The sequence below is a fragment of the Candidatus Rokuibacteriota bacterium genome (assembly GCA_030647435.1).
In the GTDB taxonomy this organism is placed as follows: Bacteria; Methylomirabilota; Methylomirabilia; order Rokubacteriales; family CSP1-6; genus AR37.
On the sequence record JAUSJX010000092.1, the window covers coordinates 1 to 17,215 of the forward strand.

The window sequence follows — 17,215 nt, forward strand, 5'->3', positions numbered from 1 at the left end:
ACGCGTGTTCCGCGTCCTATGCGCCCCCTCACCCTGTCCCTCTCCGGGGGCGAGGGGATCGAAACGGCTCCCTCTCCCTCGGAGAGGGAGAGGGTCGGGGTGAGGGTGGCGCATGTGTTCACGCATAATCCGGGCTAGGCCACTGCGTAGTGGGGGGTATCCCTCAGGATCATCAGCCTGCTGGCACGGACAGGGAGGATGGCGTAGGCGCGCCCATCCCTTCCGGCGAACTCCATCTCGAACACCGTGCCATCGTAGGTCATGACGATGGTGCCGACCTGCCCGCGGCGCAGTAATAGCGGGCGATCGGTTTCGAAATGCCTGGCGTGCACATCTTCGAGAAGTGCCACCACATCGTGCATGTTGACTTCGCTCTCCATGCTCACACGATATAACGGCCGTGCTCAGCGGCCGGCGCAGCCGGTCCGCTGCAGCGGAGTGTTCGGCGATTCGACACCGCGCGGTCAGGCGGCATAACGGATGATCTCGAGCTCGCTTCCCGTCTCCACCTTGGCCAAGATCTGGTCGACCCGGCCGAGCACTGTGTCCTCGATGAGATACTCAGGGCAGTTCCCGCATTGTAGAACCGGCAGACTCTTGACGATGACAATTCCCGTATCCCGGACTTTGAAGGGGAGATCGGTGCTCTTCGCCTTCAGCTCGGCGCCACAAACCGTACACTTCATCGCCTCGGTCTCCTGTTCTTGAGGTCGGCCTGCCACTCCCTGGAGTCGGGGCGGTAGGACGTAACCGCCCGGACATTATCACCTTCGACGTCCGCCGCGAACAACACGTGGAATGCCTCGGACCCATGCCGCGCGAGAACCAGGTAGCTCGGCAGGTACTTATCGTCGGGGTACGCCTCGACCAACTCGTAGGTGTCGACGGCCGCTAAGATCACCTCGCGGAGAATAAACCGCCCCGCAAGGCGCATATTCACGTGGTAGGTCCAGAGGATTCGACCTCGCCGAACCTGGTCCTGGACGAAGCGGATCGGGTCGTCGGGAAGTCTGTTCTCAGGAGCCACTCCATCGTCTCCCTCTCACTTCAGTCCGTATGCGCCGAACGCCGGCGCTCAGCGGCCGGCGCAGCCGGTCCGCTGAAGCGGGTTGTTCGGCGGCGACTAACGCCCGAGCACCACATCGATGCCGAAGAGCACGAGTTCCAGCTTTGCACGAGACAACTTCCCGTCACGCCCTGGCGGCTCGGGTAGGTCTGCCCACCACACTTCGCCCTGAGCGATCACCATGGCGAACGCCGAAACGTTCGCCTGGCTGCCGCCGTAGCAAAATCCTTCTCTGGTGGAGACGCGGCGCAGATTCGGTCAAGTGTCTCGGTGACGTATTCCGGGCCGTGTCTCGCGACATACTCTCGAAGGGCGTGGCTATAGAGCTCGCTCCGAGACTTCTTGAGCCGCCGCGCTAGCCTCTCCGCCTCGGCAAACACCTCGTCTGGGATTGAGATCGCTGTCTTCATACCAAGAATATAACCCGGAAGCTCGGCTCGCCGCCTGCGACTCTGCCGCTGTCCGCCGAACGCCGGTATCAGCCGCGACGCGCCTTGCGTGCCGTAGGCCGCATGCGTTTGTTCGGCGACCGCCCGGCCAGCACTCGACGCTTCATCTCGTCCAGTGAGATGGTCCGACCAAGAGCGAACTCCGCCTGTGAGCGGGCGATGAGCTCGAGAAACTCGGGACGCTGGCTCAGCGCTAGTGATTCGCGATCAACGTTCTTTAACGGGACGATTGCCGCGACCGCACGATTGCCCTCGGTCAAGGCGATCATTTGGTCGCCGAAATCGTCGACGTAGTCCGCGAGTGGTCGAACAGCCGATGACAGCTTGAGCCTCTTCACAGTCGTATCTCCTTGTCACCGACCACTAGCCCGGATTATGCGTGAACACATGCGCCACCCTCACCCCGACCCTCTCCCTCTCCGAGGGAGAGGGAGCCGTTTCGATCCCCTCGCCCCCGAAGGGGGAGAGGGCAGGGTGAGGGGGCGCATAGGACGCGGAACACGCGTTCGTGAATGGAGCAGGCTAGTACGTTGCGACGCTTCCGCCCTACCGCGAGGATCCGAAGCACTCCGCTCTCCGCCCCGGTCACCTCGTAGAAGATTCGAAGCTAGCCAACGCGTAGCTCCCACGGGGCGATCGGGTTGGGGCGTAACGGTTTCCGGTGTCGAGTCTCCTTGAGCGGCTCGCGAAGCAGTTGACGGCCGATCGCATCGAGGACCGTCGTCCGCTCCCGGGCCGTCAACAACCGAAGGTGGCGCTCAACCGACTGGGCGAACACGACGGTGTAGGGCGCGCGCCTCCCGACCTGCCTTCACTCCCTGCATTATGACGCAGAAGCCGCCCGTCCGCTTGTTCGCCGAACAGGTCGTGAGCCGGGGGAAGTCTTCCCCGTGGCGGACGATCCATACACTGAGCACGGTCCCGGTGCCCTTGGCCGTGCTCAGAGGGAAGCGCAAGGCGCGCCGCAGCACATCGGCGCTGCCCGCGGTGATCCCGAGGACGGATTCAAACACGCGCGCTTTGTGTCGACCCTCGCGGTGCAGCAGGTTGAGCGCGTAGTCTTCGAGTTTCGTCCCTATCTCTGCCCGGCCTCCGTTGGGTAGTCTCGTCGGGTGGTGGCTTCCCTGCCTCGCCGCCTGGTCAACCTGTCGCAGCTTAGATCGAGCCACTCCCTCGGGCGATGTCCAATGGTCGATACGCCCGAGATCTGTATCACCTGGCATGGTCTCGGCCCAGCTCGGCGACGTCCTTCCCGGGCAGTGATCAGGCGGGAAAGGTGCTCACCCCCGTCCTGGAGACGCGCCGCTCGAGCGGCGGCGGGTTTTGATACGCCGCCAGCACGGCCTGTGTCATCTCGCGCGTCTTCGCCGCGCCCCCCTGGTCGGGCGTCAGCGTCTTGCCGTCGCGGTAGACGCGACCTACCGCGGTCCCCAGCCGCCGGGCCTCGGCGCCCAGGCCCAGGAAGGACAGCCCCGCCGCCGCCAGGATCTTCGCGCCCACATCCAGGCTGAAGGCCACGACCACGGGCGAGATGAGCTGCGGCACGATGTGGCGGACGAGGATCAGGCGATCGGGGCTGCCGAGCGCCCGCGCGGCCTCCACGAACTCGCGCCCGCGGACGGAGAGCACGATGCCGCGCACGAGGCGCGTGTAGATGGGGAAACCCACGATGGCGGTGGCGATCATCGCGTTGCGCAGGCCCGGGCCCAGGCCCGCCACGATGGCGATCGCCAGCAGGATATACGGGAAGGCCATCAGGATATCGGTGAGCCGCATGATGACCGTCTCGGGCCAGGTGCGTAGATCCCACAAAGCGCATTCTCGGCAGATTGGCGGTCGAGGGGGAAGCTTCACTAGTGTGTCCCAAAGGATACGTCTTCGCTCCGAAGACGAACTGCGGTATTCTTTGTTACGAGGACAGCATCTCGAGGGAAGCCATGGGGAGATCCGCATGATGCAGTTGAGCCAAGTCGTCCAGAGCAATCCAGACATCCTCGGTGGCACCCCCGTCTTTGTCGGCACGCGGGTCCCGGTGCAATCGCTCTTCGATCATTTGGAAGGTGGCGATACTCTCGACGAGTTTCTTCACCAATTTCCTTCCGTGAAGCGCGAACAGGCCATCGCCGCACTCGACCTGGCCCGCGACTCGCTCCTGGCTGGTGCGCGTCCTTCTTGACGAGCACCTGCCCGTAGATCTCGCCCTGGAGCTCGCCGGCCACGACGTTGATACCGTGGTCGGACGCGGCTGGGCCGGCATCAAGAATGGCGATCTCCTGCGCCGGATGAGCGGCGACTACGATGTCCTGATCACGATGGACCGCGGCATCGAGTTCCAGCAGCCAATCGCGGGGTTCCCTTTCGGGGTCGTCATCGCGCATGCCGCATCCAATCGGTTGCAGCACCTCAGGCCTCGGGGTCAGAACAACTGCCTCAGCGCGAGTACGTCCGCGGGTCGAGCAGATCGCGCAGGGCGGTGGCGGCGCCGGCCGTTGCCAGCGCCGAGCGGATCCAGGCCGCGCTGACCGGCTACGAAGAGGTGCCGGCGGTCCCCACGGCGGCCAGCGGCGAGTTCCGCGCCATGATCAGCCGTGACGATCAAGCCATTGACTATGAGCTGACGTACTGCGGGCTGCAGGGGACGGTGCAACAGGCCCATCCGCCTCGGGGGAGTCGCAGCTGCTTGAACTCAGTGCGCGGGTCGAGCCGGTTTGGTTGACCGCCATGCCCTGTTCGCAGTAGTCTCAACGCATGGACTATCGGCGTGTGATCACCATCGAGCCGGGCAAGCGCGGGGGGAAGCCCTGCATCCGTGGGCTGCGGATCACGGTCTATGACGTGCTGGACTATCTCGCCTCTGGAATGTCCGAGGCTGAGATTCTCCGGGACTTCCCTGACCTCACCGCGGACGATCTGCGCGCCTGCCTGGCCTTTGCCGCCGATCGAGAGCGCAAGCTGGACTCGGTCCCGCCTGAGTGAAGCTGCTCCTCGACCAAAATCTCTCCCCACGGCTGCTCCAGGAATTGTCGGTCCTCTACACCGGGTCGACGGACGTTCGCGACGTTGGGCTGGAACGCGCGGACGACGAGTCCGTCTGGCGATACGCGGCCGAACACACCTTCGTCATCGTCACCAAAGATGCGGATTTTCGCCAGCGGAGCTTCCTGTTTGGAACACCCCCAAAGGTGATCTGGATTCGTCACGGGAACTCGTCGACTGACGACATCTTGGGGTTGCTTCGGGTCCACCAGCCCGCGATCCTCGCATTCAACGAGGACCCCGAGACGGCGTTCCTCGCCCTCGGTTGAGCCGCACAAGCCCCGCTGCCCACTCTGCGCCCGCTCAGAGAGCCGGTGGGCAGATTAAGGGGATGGTCTCGCGCTTGTTGCGCCGGTAGACGCGGAAGTCAGCGCGGTCAACGGTGAGCACGCTGTGGCCGGGATAGAGCTCGCTCATGCGAACGAGGCAGAGGTCCGCGAGGTCGGGCTGCCGATCGGCGTATCGCTTGGCGAGCGCGGCGAGCTGGGGGATGTGCTCCCGGCAGTCGAAGGCCAGAGCAATGAGCCCCTCCTGCAGCATCGCGAGGACGACCGAAACGCTTCGCAGGTGAAACCCCGTTTCTGCCAGGACCGCCTCACAGGTCAAGAGGGGCTCGCTGACCTGCTCAGCCACGCCAACCGCCCATTGGTGATGGCGATCGTTGCGGTTGGCGAACGCGACGAGGAACCCGGTATCCGCAATGCCCCTCACGAACGCGCGAACCCCTTACGGGAGGACAGGTCCCGCGGGCCCCGAACCGAGCCGGCCAGCCGCATGAACGACTGCCGGGGGCTCCCGGCCTTGGCCCTCTCGAGCTGGTCGCGAACAATCTTGCCCTGGGGAACGCCGGTCTTCGCCGCGACCTGCTCCAGCCAAGCCGCAAGCTCCTTGGGAACACGAACGGTGATCGTATGGCTCATATGCCAAAATTGTAGTCGCTCTCGGGCCCCGAGGCAAGCCCTGGCGCAGGATCTTGTAGAAGAGGGGCGGCCCGATCTCTTGACCACCGTGCAACGGACCGATCTGGCGCCCCGGCGGACATGATACTCGCAGGCGAGATCGAGACGGGCACCGGCGCCGATCATGCCATCACGCTCACTGCTACACTCGAACCATGGGTCAGGACAGGAGCCTGGACGTCTACAAGATCGTCCTTTATCGCCAGGGCGACGGATCCTGGGTCGCCGAGGTACCGGCCATCGCGGGGTGTTACGCGCTGATGCCGACCCGCGAGGAGGCCTTGGCGGAGCTGAGCCACGTCTTCAACATGATCGCCGAGGAATTCCTCGAGCGAGGAACCCAGCTCCCCGAGGACACCACCGAAATCGTGAATGCCTAGCGCCACTGCGCTGGACTTCCAGCGAGTGGCGCGCCGGCTTGGGTTCGTCCGGCGGCGCCAGACGGGAAGCCACGAGCGGTGGAATCACCCTGACGGTTGAGCGGACCCTGGATAGTTCTCTCGCATCTTTGAGATATCGTTACTTATCACGCCTGGACGGTAGTCTCCCCCACTTCAATTCGACGCAAGCGGCCACGCGCATTGCTCCGCTGGAATCGCGCAGTCGGAAGAGAAAGTCGGCACGCCTTCCGTCCGGGTATGGTTCTTCCCACAACACCTCAACAGCATTTTTGCCGGGATAGTTTAGCCGTAGCATCGCGCGGAAAATCGTCCAGCCTGCGCCTTCCTCTCGCTGTGAGGCAAGACCCAGGCGACGCTCTGCGTAGAAGTTGTGCCGTTGGCGCGCCTCCTGCATCCCACCGCGGACCAGTTCATCTGCCTTCTCCAGCGCTTCCACCGCGATCTTGAAGAAATCTTCTACTGCTTCATCCGGCAAGGTGCGCATCGCCCCGCTCCCTCCCCGAGTAACGCCCTTCCGCTCATTGTGGCTCCCGCTCCGACCAGTCGCCGAACGCGCAGGTTCAGCGGCGGGGCCGAGCAACGCGAGGCGCCGGCCGCTGCAACCTGGAGTTAGACGTCCCCGCGAAGCCGAGCACGGACCTCGCGGGAATCACGCTTGCCGTGAACGCATGCCAGGACAACTACGAAGTCTTCAAACGATCGGTACCAGAGGACGTAGGGGAATCGTCGGAGAAGAACACGGCGGGCTCCGCGGTAGCGTTCCGGGTCGCCGAGCGGGCTATCCGCGATGCGCGCGATTGCGTCGCCGACCGTTTCCCGAAACTCACCACCAAGGCCCTGACGCTGACTGTCATACCAGTCCTCGATCGCTGCTCAGTCGAGCTCGGCTGCTCGACGGAGGAAGACGGGAAGTGTCAAGGACGCCGCTGTTCGAGATGGGCTCTAACTTCCGACCAGGGACTCTGATCCCCAGGATTCGCCCCGAGATCGGCCAGCCGAGCATCAAGAAGGGCACGCTCCTCGGGTGTGACAGGGATGTCCTCCTCGGAGAACGTCTCCCACAGCGCCTCAATCAGGCGCAGCCGATCGTCGGGGCTTAGCTTTAGGGCCTTCGCCAGCAGGTGCGCGTTCATGGCGTCAGTATACCCCTACCGTCGGATGGTCACGTCCGGCGTCTATGTGCCGGCCATGCCCAACCTCCGGCTCGTGGATCCCCTGCCCTATCTGGCTTTCCTGCAGCTCATGGCCAATGCGCGCCGTGTGCTGACCGACTCAGGCTGGATTCAGGAGGAGACCACGGCGCTCGGTGTCCCGTGCCTCACCCTGCGCGAGAACACGGAGCGCCCGATCACGGTGCGCTGCGGGACCAACCGGGTCGTCGGAGTCGAGCCCCACGCGATCTACACGCACTGGCGCCGCGCCGCCGACGGGCAGTGGCCCAAGGGCGAGCTTCACGAGCTCTGGGATGGCCAGGCCGCCCGGCGCATCGTGAAGATCCTCCTCAGCGACACCCTCCCCGCTCAGGGGAGAGTGGACCTGCCCCGGTTCCGTAGACACAGCGGTTAAGGGGTGAGGAGACACGCTGCTCGGGTGCCGACCGGTGTCGGCGGAGCAGGCTCGAGGATACCAGGGATGCTGCTGATGAGGGTCACGGAGGGCGCCGAGGGGGATACCGAGATAGCGGCCCCCCTCCTCCGCGTGGCTGTGAGAGCCTCTACGGCCCTCGGTTTCGCGGACGCCTCCCCTGCGAGGGCCGGCAACGCGGCCCCCGGCGTCGTGCCCCCCTCCCGGACCCACCGGCGCTCGAACGCGAGCGGGCTCAGGTAGCCGAGCGCGGAATGCCGCCGCTGGCCGTTGTAGAACTGCTCGATGTATCCAAAGACCTCGCCGCGCGCGTGCGTGCGTGTGGCCCAGGCCGCGTCGTGCGCCAGCTCGACCTTCACCGTGGCGAAGAAGCTCTCGGCCACGGCGTTATCCCAGCAGTTGCCGCGCCGGCTCATACTGCAGACGATCCCGTGGACCCGCAGGGCGCGGCGATAGTCGGCGCTGGCGTACTGGCTGCCCCGATCCGAGTGATGGAGCAGCCCCTGCGGGGGGCGCCGTCGGCCGAGGGCCATGGTCAACGCCTGCAGGGTGAGGTGCCGGGTGATCCGCGCGCTCAGGGCCCAGCCCACGACGGCGCGCGAGAAGAGATCGAGGATCACGGCCAGGTACAGCCAGCCCTCCTGGGTCCAGAGATAGGTGATGTCGGTGACCCACGCCGTGTCGGGCGCGGGGACGGTGAAGTGCCGGGCCAAGACGTTGGGGGCGACGGCCAGGGGATGATTGGAGTCGGTCGTGATCCGAAACCGGCGCCGCCGGCGGGCGCAGAGCCCATGCGCACGCATCAAGCGAGCCACTCGCTTGCAGCCCACCCGCTGCCCGCGGTCCCGGAGCTCGGCGTGCACCCGCGGACTGCCATAGCGCTGGCGGCTCTCAGCGTGAATCGCCTGAATCTCGACCCCGAGCCGCTGATCCTGCTGGGTCCGGGGTGCCGCGGGCCGCGTGTGCCACGCGTAGAAGCCCGCCCGCGACACCTCCAGCGTCCGGCACAGCACTCGCACCGGGTAGGTGGCCTTCTCCGCCGCGATGAAGGCGAATCTCACTCGCTCTCCTTGGCGAAGAAGGCCGTCGCTTTTTTTAGGATGTCGCGCTCCATCCGCGCCGTCCGCAGCTCGCGCCGCAAGCGGCCGAGCTCCTCCCGCTCCTCGGTCGTGAGCGCGCCCGCTGGCCCGTGGCCCGCATCGATCCCGGCCTGCCGGACCCAGACCCGCACCGCACTCTCGGTGAGGCCCAGCTCCCGGGCCACCACCGCGATGGACTTCCCGCTCTCGCGGATCAACCGCACCGTCTCAGCCTTGAACTCCTCCGTGAACGCCCGCCGCTTGCGCTTGGCCATGGAACACTCCTACCGCACTTTCGTGCGATCTGCAGTGTCCACGAAACCGGGTCAACTCCACGCGCCTTGTGTCGACCCTCGCGGTGCAGCATGTTGAGCGTGTAGTCTTCGAGCTTCGTCCCTAGCTCTGCCCGGTCTCCGTTGGGTAGTCTCATCGGGTGGTGGCTTCCCTGCCTCGCCGCCTGGTCAACCTGTCGCAGCTTAGCTCGAGCCACTCTCTCGGGCGATGTCCAATGGTCGATACGCTCGAGATCTGTACCACCTGGGCATGGTCTCGGCCCAGGTCGGCGACCCCCTTCCTGGGCAGCGATGAAGCGACAGTTCTCGATAACCGTGGCATCAACAGTAAAGGGTGTTCAAAAGGTGGCGAGGGGTGGGCGTGCTCGCACAGCGACAACGCCTTGGCGCTCGGACCTGTGTATCCGTGGATCTTCCTTGTGGAGGTTGAGGGAGATCTGTTTACGGGGAATCTCGCATCCAGCATAAAGGCTAACGGCTCCGCGTCGGGTCAGGTACTTTCGCAAGACATCACGCTGCAACCGGTTCCGGAACCCACCACGCTTCTCCTGGCTGGGACCGCGCTTGTTGGCGTAGGAGTGGGGGGCCGGAAGCGGTGGTTGAAGCGGCGGGCCGCGTAAGACCGGGCCGGGGCGTCCAAGAAAGATCAGCCCCAGAGGGCCAACGGAGCCGCGGGATATACCGCTCAGCTTGCAGCAACGCAGCGCGATGATCAGATCCGCTCCCACTGCGCCCTGGTCACGCCGGCTTGGCGGAGAACCCGCGCGAGCAGCCCCACGCCGATGTCCTGGCCGTGCGGATTCGGAATCGTCAGGACGAGGTCGCCGCGCACCATGAACTGGTGCTTCCCACCCGAGAAGGGACCACCGAAGCCGAGAGCCCGCAGCCCACGGATCAGTGCTCGGCGTGGGATCGGCCCCCACGCCGGCATCAGCCGGCCTTCTTCACCCTCACCGTCAGGCTCCGGAGGGGAGGCACGCTGAGCCCCTGCGCCACGCGCACGAGCACCCACTCCTCGACCACCTCGCCCAGCTCCTCCCGGCAGGCCTCGAGCGTGCGTCCGGTCGCGAGCACCCCCCGGAGCGGCGGCACTTCAGCACAGAAGCTCCCGTCATCGAGCTTGTCGTACCGCGCCCGGTGCAGGGCTTCGTCCACGTAGCGTCGAATCATCGTCGGCACCTCAACTTGTCAGATGGCATCGGAGGACATGGTACCCGACTTGGCGGCCAAGCAGTGCCGTCAGTTGCCTGTCTCCCCTGCTCCCCTACCGCCCCCTGGGCGTTCCCTGCTCGCCGCCGCCGGCCCGGGCGCCGAGGCCGAAGCGGGCGGCGAGGAGGCCCGCCGCGCCGCCGAGGGCGTCGAGGCCCACGTCGTACGCGCGCGCGTAGCGCCCCCGGACGAAGCGCTGATGCCACTCGTCCGCCGCCGCGATCGCCACCACCAGCGCGACCGCGGCGAGCACGCGCCCCGCCCCGGCCCGACGGCGGCGGTCGCGCGGCGCGAGCGCCACGTAGCAGAGGAGGCCGAGCATGCCATAGAGGCCGAGGTGGGCGGCCTTGCGGAGCAGGAGCCGCGGCACCTGCCCCTGATCGGGGAAGATCGTCGTGCCCCCGAAGGCCAGCACCACGGCCGCCCACGCGGCGACGAGCCCCCAGCGGAGCCACGCGCCTCTCATGCCGCGCGCCTCATCTCGTATCCCATCCGCCCGCCTCCTCGCGGTGGTGGCCCGCTTGATATGCAAGTCCAGAGGGCAGGGTCAGGGGTGAGGCCCCGCATGGACGTCCGGCTCCTGACCGGCGAGACCATCGAGTGGGACACCTTCGTGCGCTCGACAAAGGAAGGGAACACCGGCCAGGCAAGGGGTCGATCTGCCGACCAAGTACGGCCCGGCCCGCCCAGCTCATTTTCATGCCGGGCGCTCGTCGGGATAGTGCAGGGCCGCCCGCTCACGAAGCGCGTCAGTCCCCGTAGTGCGTCTTCGCTCGCTCGATGTAGATGATGCGGGGCTTCTCGTCCAGGCTGTAGACGATGCGGAGGATGTCCCTGAGCTTGGCTGGTAAACCGCACGTCCCAGCGCGCGCTCATCGCGCGCCGAGCACCTCATCGAGCGAGAAGGTTTCCCCGCGAGCAATCTCCCGGCGGGCGAGCCGCACACTCTTGAGCAAGCCGGGGGTGGACAGGAGCTCCAACGTCTCCAGCAGGCTGTCGTAGTCCTCCTGGGAGAGGACCACCGCACACCCTCCCTGTGGGTGATGCGGAACTGCTGATGCCCGCGCACCTCGTGCGGCGCGAGAGCAAGCCGGCCGAGGCCACGTACCTCGAGGCCATCGCCCTCGACCCGCGGCCGGCCGGGCGCTGTCTCCAGCTCGGCGGCCTCCACGCCGCCTCGGGGCAGTTCGATCAGGCGCTCGCCATCGCCGCCGCGCCCGTCCCCGGTCAGGACGAGGCGAGGAAAGCGCTCGCCGCGCTCAAGTCACGCGCGCGGGACAATACGCGTGTGCGGCCGGTTGGAACGTCTTGCGGCAAGTCTGCAGCCGCTTGCCTATGTCGCCTGGCCAACTTATTCGCGAGCGTGCTCCGCCTGCCCCTCTCCCCCCGGGGCCGTCAGAGGAGGGTGTTGAACTCCTCGACCGACAACCGGGTGTGCTTGAGCAAGTGGGACAGCGTGGACCGCTTGATCGGACGATGGGCTGGAACCGTCACCTTCAGGGTTTCCTCGGGGGTGTGCTTCTGGAGTCTGATGTGGCTCCCTCGTTGGCGCACGATCACCCAGCCGCCGCGACGAAGGGCCCGGACGACAACATCGAAGTTGAGGCTCGGGACCTTCGTCACACGGCTATCTCGACAACCTCGGCGTCTGGAGCGAACCCGGAGTCGTCTTCCACAGGTTCGAGATACAGCCGGATGGCCTCTTCGATGTTCCGAAGGGCTTCCTCCCTGGTGTCTCCCTCGCTGACGCAGCCCGGAAGCGCCGGTACGACGACCGTGTACCCTCCCTCGTCGCTCGGTTCGAGCACCACGTGAACTTTCATGCGGCCCTCCTCTTCTTGCGCTGCCTCCACAACAACACTCGACTCGCCTGCACCCTCACATTCTCATACACTTCCTTCCGGTGGCCGATCCTGACGACCAGAACAACCAGATGCTTGCCCTCCACCGAGGAGATGACAGGAACGCTGCGGATGCCGTCCCTGCCTCTAATCCACAGGGCCGCGCGAGCGGCGGGAATGCAGCTTACCATAGGTCTCGTCCGAGCTTCATAGCTGCGCCCGCCCCGGCGGCCAGCGGGGCGCGGCGGTCCACAGCGCCGACGAAGAGGGCATCAACTGGCGTAAGACTCTCCTGTACCGCCTCCCTTCCGGGCGTCTCCTCGAAGAGCCGGAGCGTCCACGGCATGTACTCGACGATGAGGCCGTTAGAGATGGCGGCGACGAGGTGGACGTGGATCTCCGGGACCAGGCGGCTCACAACGGGCAGGTCAACTTCGCGGTGAACGCGACCGGGGGGCGCGCCAGGGCAACCACGAATCGCCGCGCGTCCGCCTGTCCACAGCTAGACACACTTGAACAGAGCCTGGACCTGGGATAGACATGGACCATGACCTCGACCGAGTACCAGCAGCTCGTCGAATTCCTGGGACGTCAGTTCACCGAGATCGACCGCCGGTTCGGCGAGGTGAACGGCCGGTTCGATGAGGTGAACGGCCGGTTCGGCGAAGTGTATCGCCGGTTCACCGAGATGGACCGCCGGTTCGACGAGGTAGACCTCCGCTTCACCGAGCTGCGACAGGAGATCCTCGGGCACTTCGATGAGATCTACCACCGATTCGAGCTACTCGAGCAGGAGTACCACGCGATCACGCAGGCCCTGCGCCGGATCGAGGCGGGGCTCGCCGACGAGCGCGGTCGGCGCGAGATCCTCGAGCGCGCCCTCGCGGAGCTGAAGCAGCACGTGGCTGCGCTCCAGTCCCGGATTGAGGAGATCGAGCAGCGCCTCGGACGTTAGAGCGCCCGGCGTGGTTTGACCACTCCTCGGCCGCCCACGTATCATGCGCGCATGGACGCCAGCGCCCCGCCTGCCCTCGCCCGCCTCGTCGCCCGCGCCAAGACGGACCCCGACGTGCTCGCGGTGCTCCTCTTCGGGAGCCGCGCCCGCGGAGACGCTGCCCCCAGCTCGGACTTCGACGTCTGTCTCGTGCTCGGGGCGGAACCGCGCTCTGATCGCGACCGGGCGGAGAAGCGGCTCGAGTACGTGGCGGTGGCAAACCTCGACGTAGCGATCTTCCAGGCGCTGCCGCTTCACATCCGCAGCCGGGTCCTCAAAGAAGGCGTGGTCCTCTACGCGCGGGACGAGGAGGCCCTCTATGCCGTCGCCATCCGCACGGCGCGGGCCTGGGAGGGCTTCCGCCACATCCACCGCCGGTACCTCACCTCGATGAGGTCCTGCGTGGTTGACCGGGACCGGGTGCTCGCCAAGCTCGACGAGCTCGAGGGATACCTGGGCGAGCGCCGGGCCGTGGCGCCGGATCGGTTCGAGGCCTATCAGCGCACCGAGACGAAGCGCGCCTGCGAGCGACTGATCCAGGTGTCCGTGGAAGCCGTCATCGACATCTGCGCCCTGCTGGTGGTGGGGCTCCGGCTGGGGCTGCCGGGCGAGGAGGACGACCTCTTCGAGAGACTCTCTCGACACGGCGCGATCTCGGGGCCCATGGCCGCCACCCTTCGGCGCATGAAAGGGCTCGGCACCCTCCTGGGCCACGAGTACGGGCGCATCAACGACGAGCTCGTGTTCGAGACGGTGCGCGGACGCCTCGGGGACTTCGACGCCTTCAAGGGCGAGGTGCTCGCCTTCCTGAAGAGATAGCGCCGCCCACGAGGCGGACCGCCGCTTGACCGAGCTGCGACAGGACATGGCCGGGCACTTCGATGAGATCTACCAGCGATTCGAGCGACTCGAGCAGGAGTACCAGGCGATCACGTAGACCCTGCGCCGGATCGAGGCGGGACTCACCGACGAGCGCGGCCGGCGCGAGATCCTCGAGCGCGACCTCGCAGAGCTGAAGCAGAAAGAGAGCGCCCCGCGGGGCGGTTCGTGACAAGCCCGCTCTTGGGAGCCTTGGAACTGCCTAGATTCGCAGACTTATTCACTACGGGGCTGGACGAGTCGCGTCGGCGTTCCGCCGCCCGGTGATGGATCCGCCTTCAAAGGAGAAAGGTTGACGGCCCTCACGCCGAGGGCCGATACTTCACATACCGTGGCAAACGAGAAGCTCGTGACCGCGGCCCAGCGGCTGGGCCAGATCCTCCTGGGGCGCCGGATCATCGGGCCGGAGACCCTACAGGACGCCTTGGTGCGCGCGAAGCACGAGCGCGAGCGGCTCGGCGAGGCTCTGGTGGCGATGGGGGCGGCCTCGCAGGAAGAGGTGCTGCGCGCCGTCGCCGAGCAGCATGGCCTTGCCTACCTGGCGGCAGGGGAATTGCCAACCACGCCGCCCATCGTGAAGAACCTCTCCCCCAAGTACCTCCGCCAGTACACGGCCTGCCCCGTGGCCCTCGACGACACCACGGTCACGGTGGCCACGGCCGATCCGGCCAATCCCCTGCTCCTGGACGAGCTCCGGCAGACCTTGGGGCTCCGGGTCACTCTCTGCGTGGCGCCGCCGGGCGCCATCCTCGAGGCCATCGAGCGCGCCTACGGCGCCTCCACTCCTCTCCAGAAGATCGTCGAAGGCATGGGATCCTCGGAAGCCGGCGGCGAAGGCAACCGCGAAGAGGACGTCAATCAGCTCCGCGACATGGCCTTTGAGGCCCCCGTCGTCCGCCTGGTCAGCCTGCTGATCGATGAGGCGGTGGCCGCCGAGGCCTCGGACATCCACGTCGAGCCGTTCGAGGAGCAGTTGCGGATCCGGTACCGTATCGATGGCCTCCTCTACGACCGGGAGTCGCCGCCCCGGCGGCTGCAAGCCGCGTTGACGTCGCGCATCAAGCTGATGGCGGAGATGAACATCGCCGAGCGGCGCCTGCCCCAGGACGGGCGCATCCGGGTGACGGCCGGCGACCGCCGGGTGGACATCCGCGTGTCCACGGTGCCGACCGTCCACGGCGAGTCGTTGGTGCTGCGCCTCCTGGACCGCTCGTCGGTATTCCTGCCCTTCCATCGCCTGGGCTTCTCTCCGAAGGTGGCCGAGACCTTCAACAGCCTGATCCGGCGCCCGCACGGGATCTTGCTGGTGTCCGGGCCGACCGGGTCGGGAAAGACCACGACGCTCTACGCCGCCCTCGACAAGATCAATTCGCCGGAGAAGAAGATCATCACGATCGAGGACCCGGTCGAGTACCAGCTGGCGGGGGTCAACCAGATCCCCGTCCGGCCGAAGATCGGGCTCTCGTTCGCCACCGGGCTCCGCCATATCGTGCGCCAGGATCCGGACGTCATCATGGTGGGCGAGATCCGTGACCTCGAGACAGCCGAGATCTCGATCCAAGCGGCGCTGACCGGGCATCTGGTGTTCTCGACCTTGCATACCAATGACGCGCCCGGCGCCGTCACGCGGCTGCAGGACATGGGCGCCGAGTCGTATCTCGTGGCCTCTGTGCTCAACTGCGTGCTGGCCCAACGCCTCGTGCGAACCATCTGCACCGGGTGCCAGGCGCCGTATCAGCCGGATGCGGGCGATCTCCTGGCCATCGGCGTCACCGACGGGACTGGGATCGATCTCTCGCGGGGCAAAGGCTGCGACAACTGCCACGGGACCGGGTACCGCGGCCGCACGGGCATCTACGAGCTCTTCGTGATCACCGAGGAGGCTCGCGGGCTCATCCTGAACAAGCGGCCCTCGGGGGTGATCCGGCGCCACGCGATCGAGCACGGCATGGTGAGTTTGCGCGACGATGGCTGGGCCAAGGCGCGGGCGGGCATCACCACGGTCGAAGAAATCCTGCGCGTCACGCAGGAAGACACGTAGCCCCCTCACCCTACCCTCTCCCCAGAGGGGAGAGGGGGTGCAATAGAACGGGATGCAAGGGCCCCCACGGGGTCACATGCAGAGCAGAGGCTCCCGACCGATTCCCTCCCCCCCCAATGGGGGAGAGGGTAGGGTGAGGGGGCGAGAGAGAGGCAGCGTGCCGGTCTTCATCTATAAAGCGGCGGATCAGCGGGGGCAAACCATAGACGGCGTCATGGAAGCCCCCGACGCGCGGAGCGTCGTCGAGCGCCTCCAGCGCGACGCCTATTTCCCCATCCAGGTCGCCCCCCAGGAAGAGCGCCCGGGCTTCGCCGGCCTGTCGTGGCCTGCTCTGCGCCAGCGCCGCGTCGCGGGTCCCGAGCTGGTCGCCTTCACCCAGCAGCTGGCCACGCTCCTCGAGACCGGCCTCCCCCTCGACCGAGCCCTCGGCATCCAGGAAGAGCTGGCGCCCAATCCGCGCCTGCGCGCCATCACGGCCGATGTCCTGCGCAGCGTGCGCGGCGGCTCCTCCCTGGGCGAAGCGCTCGCCAAGCACCACCCCCGTCCCTTCTCGCGCCTCTACGTTAATATGGTCCGGGCGGGCGAGCGGGGCGGCGTGCTCGAGGCCACGCTCCGCCGCTTGGCCGAGTTCCTCGAGGAAGCCCAGGAATTTCGGGACACCCTCGTCTCCGCTCTCATCTACCCGAGCCTCCTCGCCGGGGTGGGCGCCGCGGCCGTGGTTTTTCTTATGACATTCGTCATCCCGCGCTTCGCCGACATCTTCCGCGATCTTGGCAGCACCATTCCCTGGCCCACGCAGGTCCTCCTCTCGCTGAGCGCCTGGCTGAGGCATTACTGGTGGGCTCTCGCCGGCGCGGGGCTCGGCATCGTGCTGGCGCTCCGGGTCTGGTTGTCATCGGCCGCCGGGCGCCTCCAGGCGGATCAGCGCCTGCTCGGACTTCCCGTCATCGGCCCTGTCATTCTCCAGACCGAGGTCGCGCGCTTCGCCCGCATCACGGGCACGCTCCTCCGGAGCGGGGTGCCCATGCTGGCCGCCTTGGGCGTCGTGAAGGAGATGATGGGCAACCAGGCCATAGCGCGCGCCGTCGAGAGCTTGAGCGACGGGGTGAGGCGCGGCGCGGGCCTGTCAAGGCCGATGGAAGAAACCAAGACCTTTCCCCCGCTTGCGGTCCACATGGTCAGGGTCGGCGAGGAGACGGGACGGCTCGAAGAGATGCTGCTCAAGGTCGGCGCCACCTTCGAGGCCGACACGCGCAAGGTGGTCAAGCGCCTCATCGCCCTGGTGGAACCGGGCATCATCCTGCTCATGGGGCTCGTCGTGGGTTTCATCGTGGTGGCCATGCTCATGGCCATCCTTTCAATCACCGACATCCCCATCTAATGC

General features: G+C 66.5%; 25 protein-coding genes and 3 pseudogenes. 10 read left to right on the forward strand and 18 right to left on the reverse strand.

Features of this window, described 5'->3' with window-relative positions; translation table 11 throughout:
• Positions 1 to 134: 134 nt before the first annotated feature.
• The 6 genes and pseudogenes from Q7W02_16475 to Q7W02_16500 form a co-directional block, all read right to left on the reverse strand.
• Positions 135 to 380 (reverse strand): DUF4926 domain-containing protein, encoded by a 246-nt coding sequence (locus tag Q7W02_16475; GenBank protein ID MDO8477757.1) that lies wholly within the window; start codon positions 378 to 380, stop codon positions 135 to 137.
• 84 nt (positions 381 to 464) lie between these two features.
• On the reverse strand, positions 465 to 686 hold the full coding sequence (locus Q7W02_16480) for a YgiT-type zinc finger protein (GenBank protein ID MDO8477758.1): 222 nt from the start codon (positions 684 to 686) through the stop codon (positions 465 to 467).
• Positions 683 to 1,027, reverse strand: coding sequence for a DUF4258 domain-containing protein (locus tag Q7W02_16485; protein ID MDO8477759.1), 345 nt, complete (start codon positions 1,025 to 1,027; stop codon positions 683 to 685). Before Q7W02_16485 ends, Q7W02_16480 begins: the two co-directional genes overlap by 4 nt.
• Before the next feature lie 517 nt (positions 1,028 to 1,544).
• On the reverse strand, positions 1,545 to 1,853 hold the full coding sequence (locus Q7W02_16490; protein MDO8477760.1) for a hypothetical protein: 309 nt from the start codon (positions 1,851 to 1,853) through the stop codon (positions 1,545 to 1,547).
• A 522-nt stretch (positions 1,854 to 2,375) separates the two neighbouring features.
• Positions 2,376 to 2,594, reverse strand: a pseudogene (locus tag Q7W02_16495) (hypothetical protein).
• Between the two features lie 184 nt (positions 2,595 to 2,778).
• A complete protein-coding gene (locus tag Q7W02_16500) occupies positions 2,779 to 3,468 on the reverse strand; it encodes an ABC transporter permease subunit (protein MDO8477761.1) in 690 nt (229 codons plus the stop codon).
• Here Q7W02_16500 and Q7W02_16505 point away from each other — a divergent pair.
• From Q7W02_16505 to Q7W02_16515, 3 genes are all read left to right on the forward strand, one after another.
• The gene (locus Q7W02_16505; protein MDO8477762.1) at positions 3,467 to 3,691 is read left to right on the forward strand and encodes a DUF433 domain-containing protein; all 225 of its coding nucleotides are present in this window, start codon (positions 3,467 to 3,469) and stop codon (positions 3,689 to 3,691) included. The genes Q7W02_16500 and Q7W02_16505 overlap by 2 nt on opposite strands.
• Positions 3,692 to 4,263: 572 nt before the next feature.
• A complete protein-coding gene (locus tag Q7W02_16510) occupies positions 4,264 to 4,491 on the forward strand; it encodes a DUF433 domain-containing protein (GenBank protein ID MDO8477763.1) in 228 nt (75 codons plus the stop codon).
• A complete protein-coding gene (locus tag Q7W02_16515; GenBank protein ID MDO8477764.1) occupies positions 4,488 to 4,820 on the forward strand; it encodes a DUF5615 family PIN-like protein in 333 nt (110 codons plus the stop codon). Before Q7W02_16510 ends, Q7W02_16515 begins: the two co-directional genes overlap by 4 nt.
• A 34-nt stretch (positions 4,821 to 4,854) precedes the next feature.
• On the opposite strand, the gene Q7W02_16520 is transcribed toward Q7W02_16515, so the two are convergent.
• Together Q7W02_16520 and Q7W02_16525 are read right to left on the reverse strand one after the other, a co-directional pair.
• On the reverse strand, positions 4,855 to 5,184 hold the full coding sequence (locus Q7W02_16520) for a pilus assembly protein (GenBank protein ID MDO8477765.1): 330 nt from the start codon (positions 5,182 to 5,184) through the stop codon (positions 4,855 to 4,857).
• Between the two features lie 74 nt (positions 5,185 to 5,258).
• Positions 5,259 to 5,471, reverse strand: a complete 213-nt coding sequence (locus Q7W02_16525; protein MDO8477766.1) for a ribbon-helix-helix domain-containing protein — start codon at positions 5,469 to 5,471, stop codon at positions 5,259 to 5,261.
• Between the two features lie 194 nt (positions 5,472 to 5,665).
• Between Q7W02_16525 and Q7W02_16530 the strand changes: the two genes are divergently transcribed.
• Positions 5,666 to 5,890, forward strand: a complete 225-nt coding sequence (locus tag Q7W02_16530; protein ID MDO8477767.1) for a type II toxin-antitoxin system HicB family antitoxin — start codon at positions 5,666 to 5,668, stop codon at positions 5,888 to 5,890.
• A complete protein-coding gene (locus Q7W02_16535; protein MDO8477768.1) occupies positions 5,883 to 5,990 on the forward strand; it encodes a type II toxin-antitoxin system HicA family toxin in 108 nt (35 codons plus the stop codon). The genes Q7W02_16530 and Q7W02_16535 overlap by 8 nt, the downstream gene beginning before the upstream one ends.
• Before the next feature lie 39 nt (positions 5,991 to 6,029).
• On the opposite strand, the gene Q7W02_16540 is transcribed toward Q7W02_16535, so the two are convergent.
• A complete protein-coding gene (locus tag Q7W02_16540; GenBank protein ID MDO8477769.1) occupies positions 6,030 to 6,395 on the reverse strand; it encodes a hypothetical protein in 366 nt (121 codons plus the stop codon).
• 430 nt (positions 6,396 to 6,825) lie between these two features.
• The gene (locus Q7W02_16545; protein MDO8477770.1) at positions 6,826 to 7,044 is read right to left on the reverse strand and encodes an addiction module protein; all 219 of its coding nucleotides are present in this window, start codon (positions 7,042 to 7,044) and stop codon (positions 6,826 to 6,828) included.
• A 58-nt stretch (positions 7,045 to 7,102) separates the two neighbouring features.
• On the opposite strand from Q7W02_16545, the pseudogene Q7W02_16550 reads away from it, so the two are divergent.
• Positions 7,103 to 7,477, forward strand: a pseudogene (locus Q7W02_16550) (UDP-N-acetylglucosamine 2-epimerase).
• Positions 7,478 to 7,713: 236 nt separating this feature from the next.
• On the opposite strand, the pseudogene Q7W02_16555 reads toward Q7W02_16550, so the two are convergent.
• From Q7W02_16555 to Q7W02_16590, 8 genes and pseudogenes are all read right to left on the reverse strand, one after another.
• Positions 7,714 to 8,849: pseudogene (locus tag Q7W02_16555) on the reverse strand (IS3 family transposase).
• A 730-nt stretch (positions 8,850 to 9,579) separates the two neighbouring features.
• Positions 9,580 to 9,798, reverse strand: coding sequence for a type II toxin-antitoxin system HicA family toxin (locus Q7W02_16560; protein MDO8477771.1), 219 nt, complete (start codon positions 9,796 to 9,798; stop codon positions 9,580 to 9,582).
• Positions 9,798 to 10,037, reverse strand: coding sequence for a type II toxin-antitoxin system HicB family antitoxin (locus Q7W02_16565; GenBank protein ID MDO8477772.1), 240 nt, complete (start codon positions 10,035 to 10,037; stop codon positions 9,798 to 9,800). Before Q7W02_16565 ends, Q7W02_16560 begins: the two co-directional genes overlap by 1 nt.
• Before the next feature lie 94 nt (positions 10,038 to 10,131).
• Positions 10,132 to 10,542, reverse strand: a complete 411-nt coding sequence (locus Q7W02_16570) for a VanZ family protein (GenBank protein ID MDO8477773.1) — start codon at positions 10,540 to 10,542, stop codon at positions 10,132 to 10,134.
• 406 nt (positions 10,543 to 10,948) lie between these two features.
• Positions 10,949 to 11,098 carry a hypothetical protein gene (locus Q7W02_16575; GenBank protein ID MDO8477774.1) on the reverse strand — a complete coding sequence of 50 codons (150 nt, stop codon included), beginning with the start codon at positions 11,096 to 11,098 and terminating at the stop codon, positions 10,949 to 10,951.
• Between the two features lie 373 nt (positions 11,099 to 11,471).
• The gene (locus Q7W02_16580; GenBank protein MDO8477775.1) at positions 11,472 to 11,699 is read right to left on the reverse strand and encodes a type II toxin-antitoxin system HicA family toxin; all 228 of its coding nucleotides are present in this window, start codon (positions 11,697 to 11,699) and stop codon (positions 11,472 to 11,474) included.
• The gene (locus Q7W02_16585; protein ID MDO8477776.1) at positions 11,696 to 11,899 is read right to left on the reverse strand and encodes a type II toxin-antitoxin system HicB family antitoxin; all 204 of its coding nucleotides are present in this window, start codon (positions 11,897 to 11,899) and stop codon (positions 11,696 to 11,698) included. Before Q7W02_16585 ends, Q7W02_16580 begins: the two co-directional genes overlap by 4 nt.
• Before the next feature lie 202 nt (positions 11,900 to 12,101).
• A complete protein-coding gene (locus Q7W02_16590) occupies positions 12,102 to 12,335 on the reverse strand; it encodes a hypothetical protein (protein ID MDO8477777.1) in 234 nt (77 codons plus the stop codon).
• Between the two features lie 129 nt (positions 12,336 to 12,464).
• Between Q7W02_16590 and Q7W02_16595 the strand changes: the two genes are divergently transcribed.
• The 4 genes from Q7W02_16595 to Q7W02_16610 all read left to right on the forward strand — a co-directional run bounded on the left by Q7W02_16595 (position 12,465) and on the right by Q7W02_16610 (position 17,212).
• The gene (locus Q7W02_16595; protein ID MDO8477778.1) at positions 12,465 to 12,872 is read left to right on the forward strand and encodes a hypothetical protein; all 408 of its coding nucleotides are present in this window, start codon (positions 12,465 to 12,467) and stop codon (positions 12,870 to 12,872) included.
• A gap of 51 nt (positions 12,873 to 12,923) precedes the next feature.
• The gene (locus Q7W02_16600; protein ID MDO8477779.1) at positions 12,924 to 13,730 is read left to right on the forward strand and encodes a DUF86 domain-containing protein; all 807 of its coding nucleotides are present in this window, start codon (positions 12,924 to 12,926) and stop codon (positions 13,728 to 13,730) included.
• Positions 13,731 to 14,121: 391 nt separating this feature from the next.
• The gene (gene gspE / locus Q7W02_16605) at positions 14,122 to 15,831 is read left to right on the forward strand and encodes a type II secretion system ATPase GspE (GenBank protein ID MDO8477780.1); all 1,710 of its coding nucleotides are present in this window, start codon (positions 14,122 to 14,124) and stop codon (positions 15,829 to 15,831) included.
• Between the two features lie 157 nt (positions 15,832 to 15,988).
• Positions 15,989 to 17,212, forward strand: a complete 1,224-nt coding sequence (locus tag Q7W02_16610) for a type II secretion system F family protein (GenBank protein ID MDO8477781.1) — start codon at positions 15,989 to 15,991, stop codon at positions 17,210 to 17,212.
• The last annotated feature ends 3 nt before the right edge of the window (positions 17,213 to 17,215 follow it).

Bases quoted from the DNA above. Each gene is read 5' to 3' on its own strand.
- Q7W02_16475 (MDO8477757.1), bottom strand. From the start codon at position 380: ATGGAGAGCGAAGTCAACATGCACGATGTGGTGGCACTTCTCGAAGAT.
- Q7W02_16480 (MDO8477758.1), bottom strand. From the start codon at position 686: ATGAAGTGTACGGTTTGTGGCGCCGAGCTGAAGGCGAAGAGCACCGAT.
- Q7W02_16505 (MDO8477762.1), top strand. From the start codon at position 3,467: ATGATGCAGTTGAGCCAAGTCGTCCAGAGCAATCCAGACATCCTCGGT.
- Q7W02_16500 (MDO8477761.1), bottom strand. From the start codon at position 3,468: ATGCGGATCTCCCCATGGCTTCCCTCGAGATGCTGTCCTCGTAACAAA.
- Q7W02_16510 (MDO8477763.1), top strand. From the start codon at position 4,264: ATGGACTATCGGCGTGTGATCACCATCGAGCCGGGCAAGCGCGGGGGG.
- Q7W02_16525 (MDO8477766.1), bottom strand. From the start codon at position 5,471: ATGAGCCATACGATCACCGTTCGTGTTCCCAAGGAGCTTGCGGCTTGG.
- Q7W02_16530 (MDO8477767.1), top strand. From the start codon at position 5,666: ATGGGTCAGGACAGGAGCCTGGACGTCTACAAGATCGTCCTTTATCGC.
- Q7W02_16535 (MDO8477768.1), top strand. From the start codon at position 5,883: ATGCCTAGCGCCACTGCGCTGGACTTCCAGCGAGTGGCGCGCCGGCTT.
- Q7W02_16540 (MDO8477769.1), bottom strand. From the start codon at position 6,395: ATGCGCACCTTGCCGGATGAAGCAGTAGAAGATTTCTTCAAGATCGCG.
- Q7W02_16545 (MDO8477770.1), bottom strand. From the start codon at position 7,044: ATGAACGCGCACCTGCTGGCGAAGGCCCTAAAGCTAAGCCCCGACGAT.
- Q7W02_16560 (MDO8477771.1), bottom strand. From the start codon at position 9,798: ATGCCGGCGTGGGGGCCGATCCCACGCCGAGCACTGATCCGTGGGCTG.
- Q7W02_16565 (MDO8477772.1), bottom strand. From the start codon at position 10,037: ATGATTCGACGCTACGTGGACGAAGCCCTGCACCGGGCGCGGTACGAC.
- Q7W02_16570 (MDO8477773.1), bottom strand. From the start codon at position 10,542: ATGAGAGGCGCGTGGCTCCGCTGGGGGCTCGTCGCCGCGTGGGCGGCC.
- Q7W02_16585 (MDO8477776.1), bottom strand. From the start codon at position 11,899: ATGAAAGTTCACGTGGTGCTCGAACCGAGCGACGAGGGAGGGTACACG.
- Q7W02_16595 (MDO8477778.1), top strand. From the start codon at position 12,465: ATGACCTCGACCGAGTACCAGCAGCTCGTCGAATTCCTGGGACGTCAG.
- Q7W02_16600 (MDO8477779.1), top strand. From the start codon at position 12,924: ATGGACGCCAGCGCCCCGCCTGCCCTCGCCCGCCTCGTCGCCCGCGCC.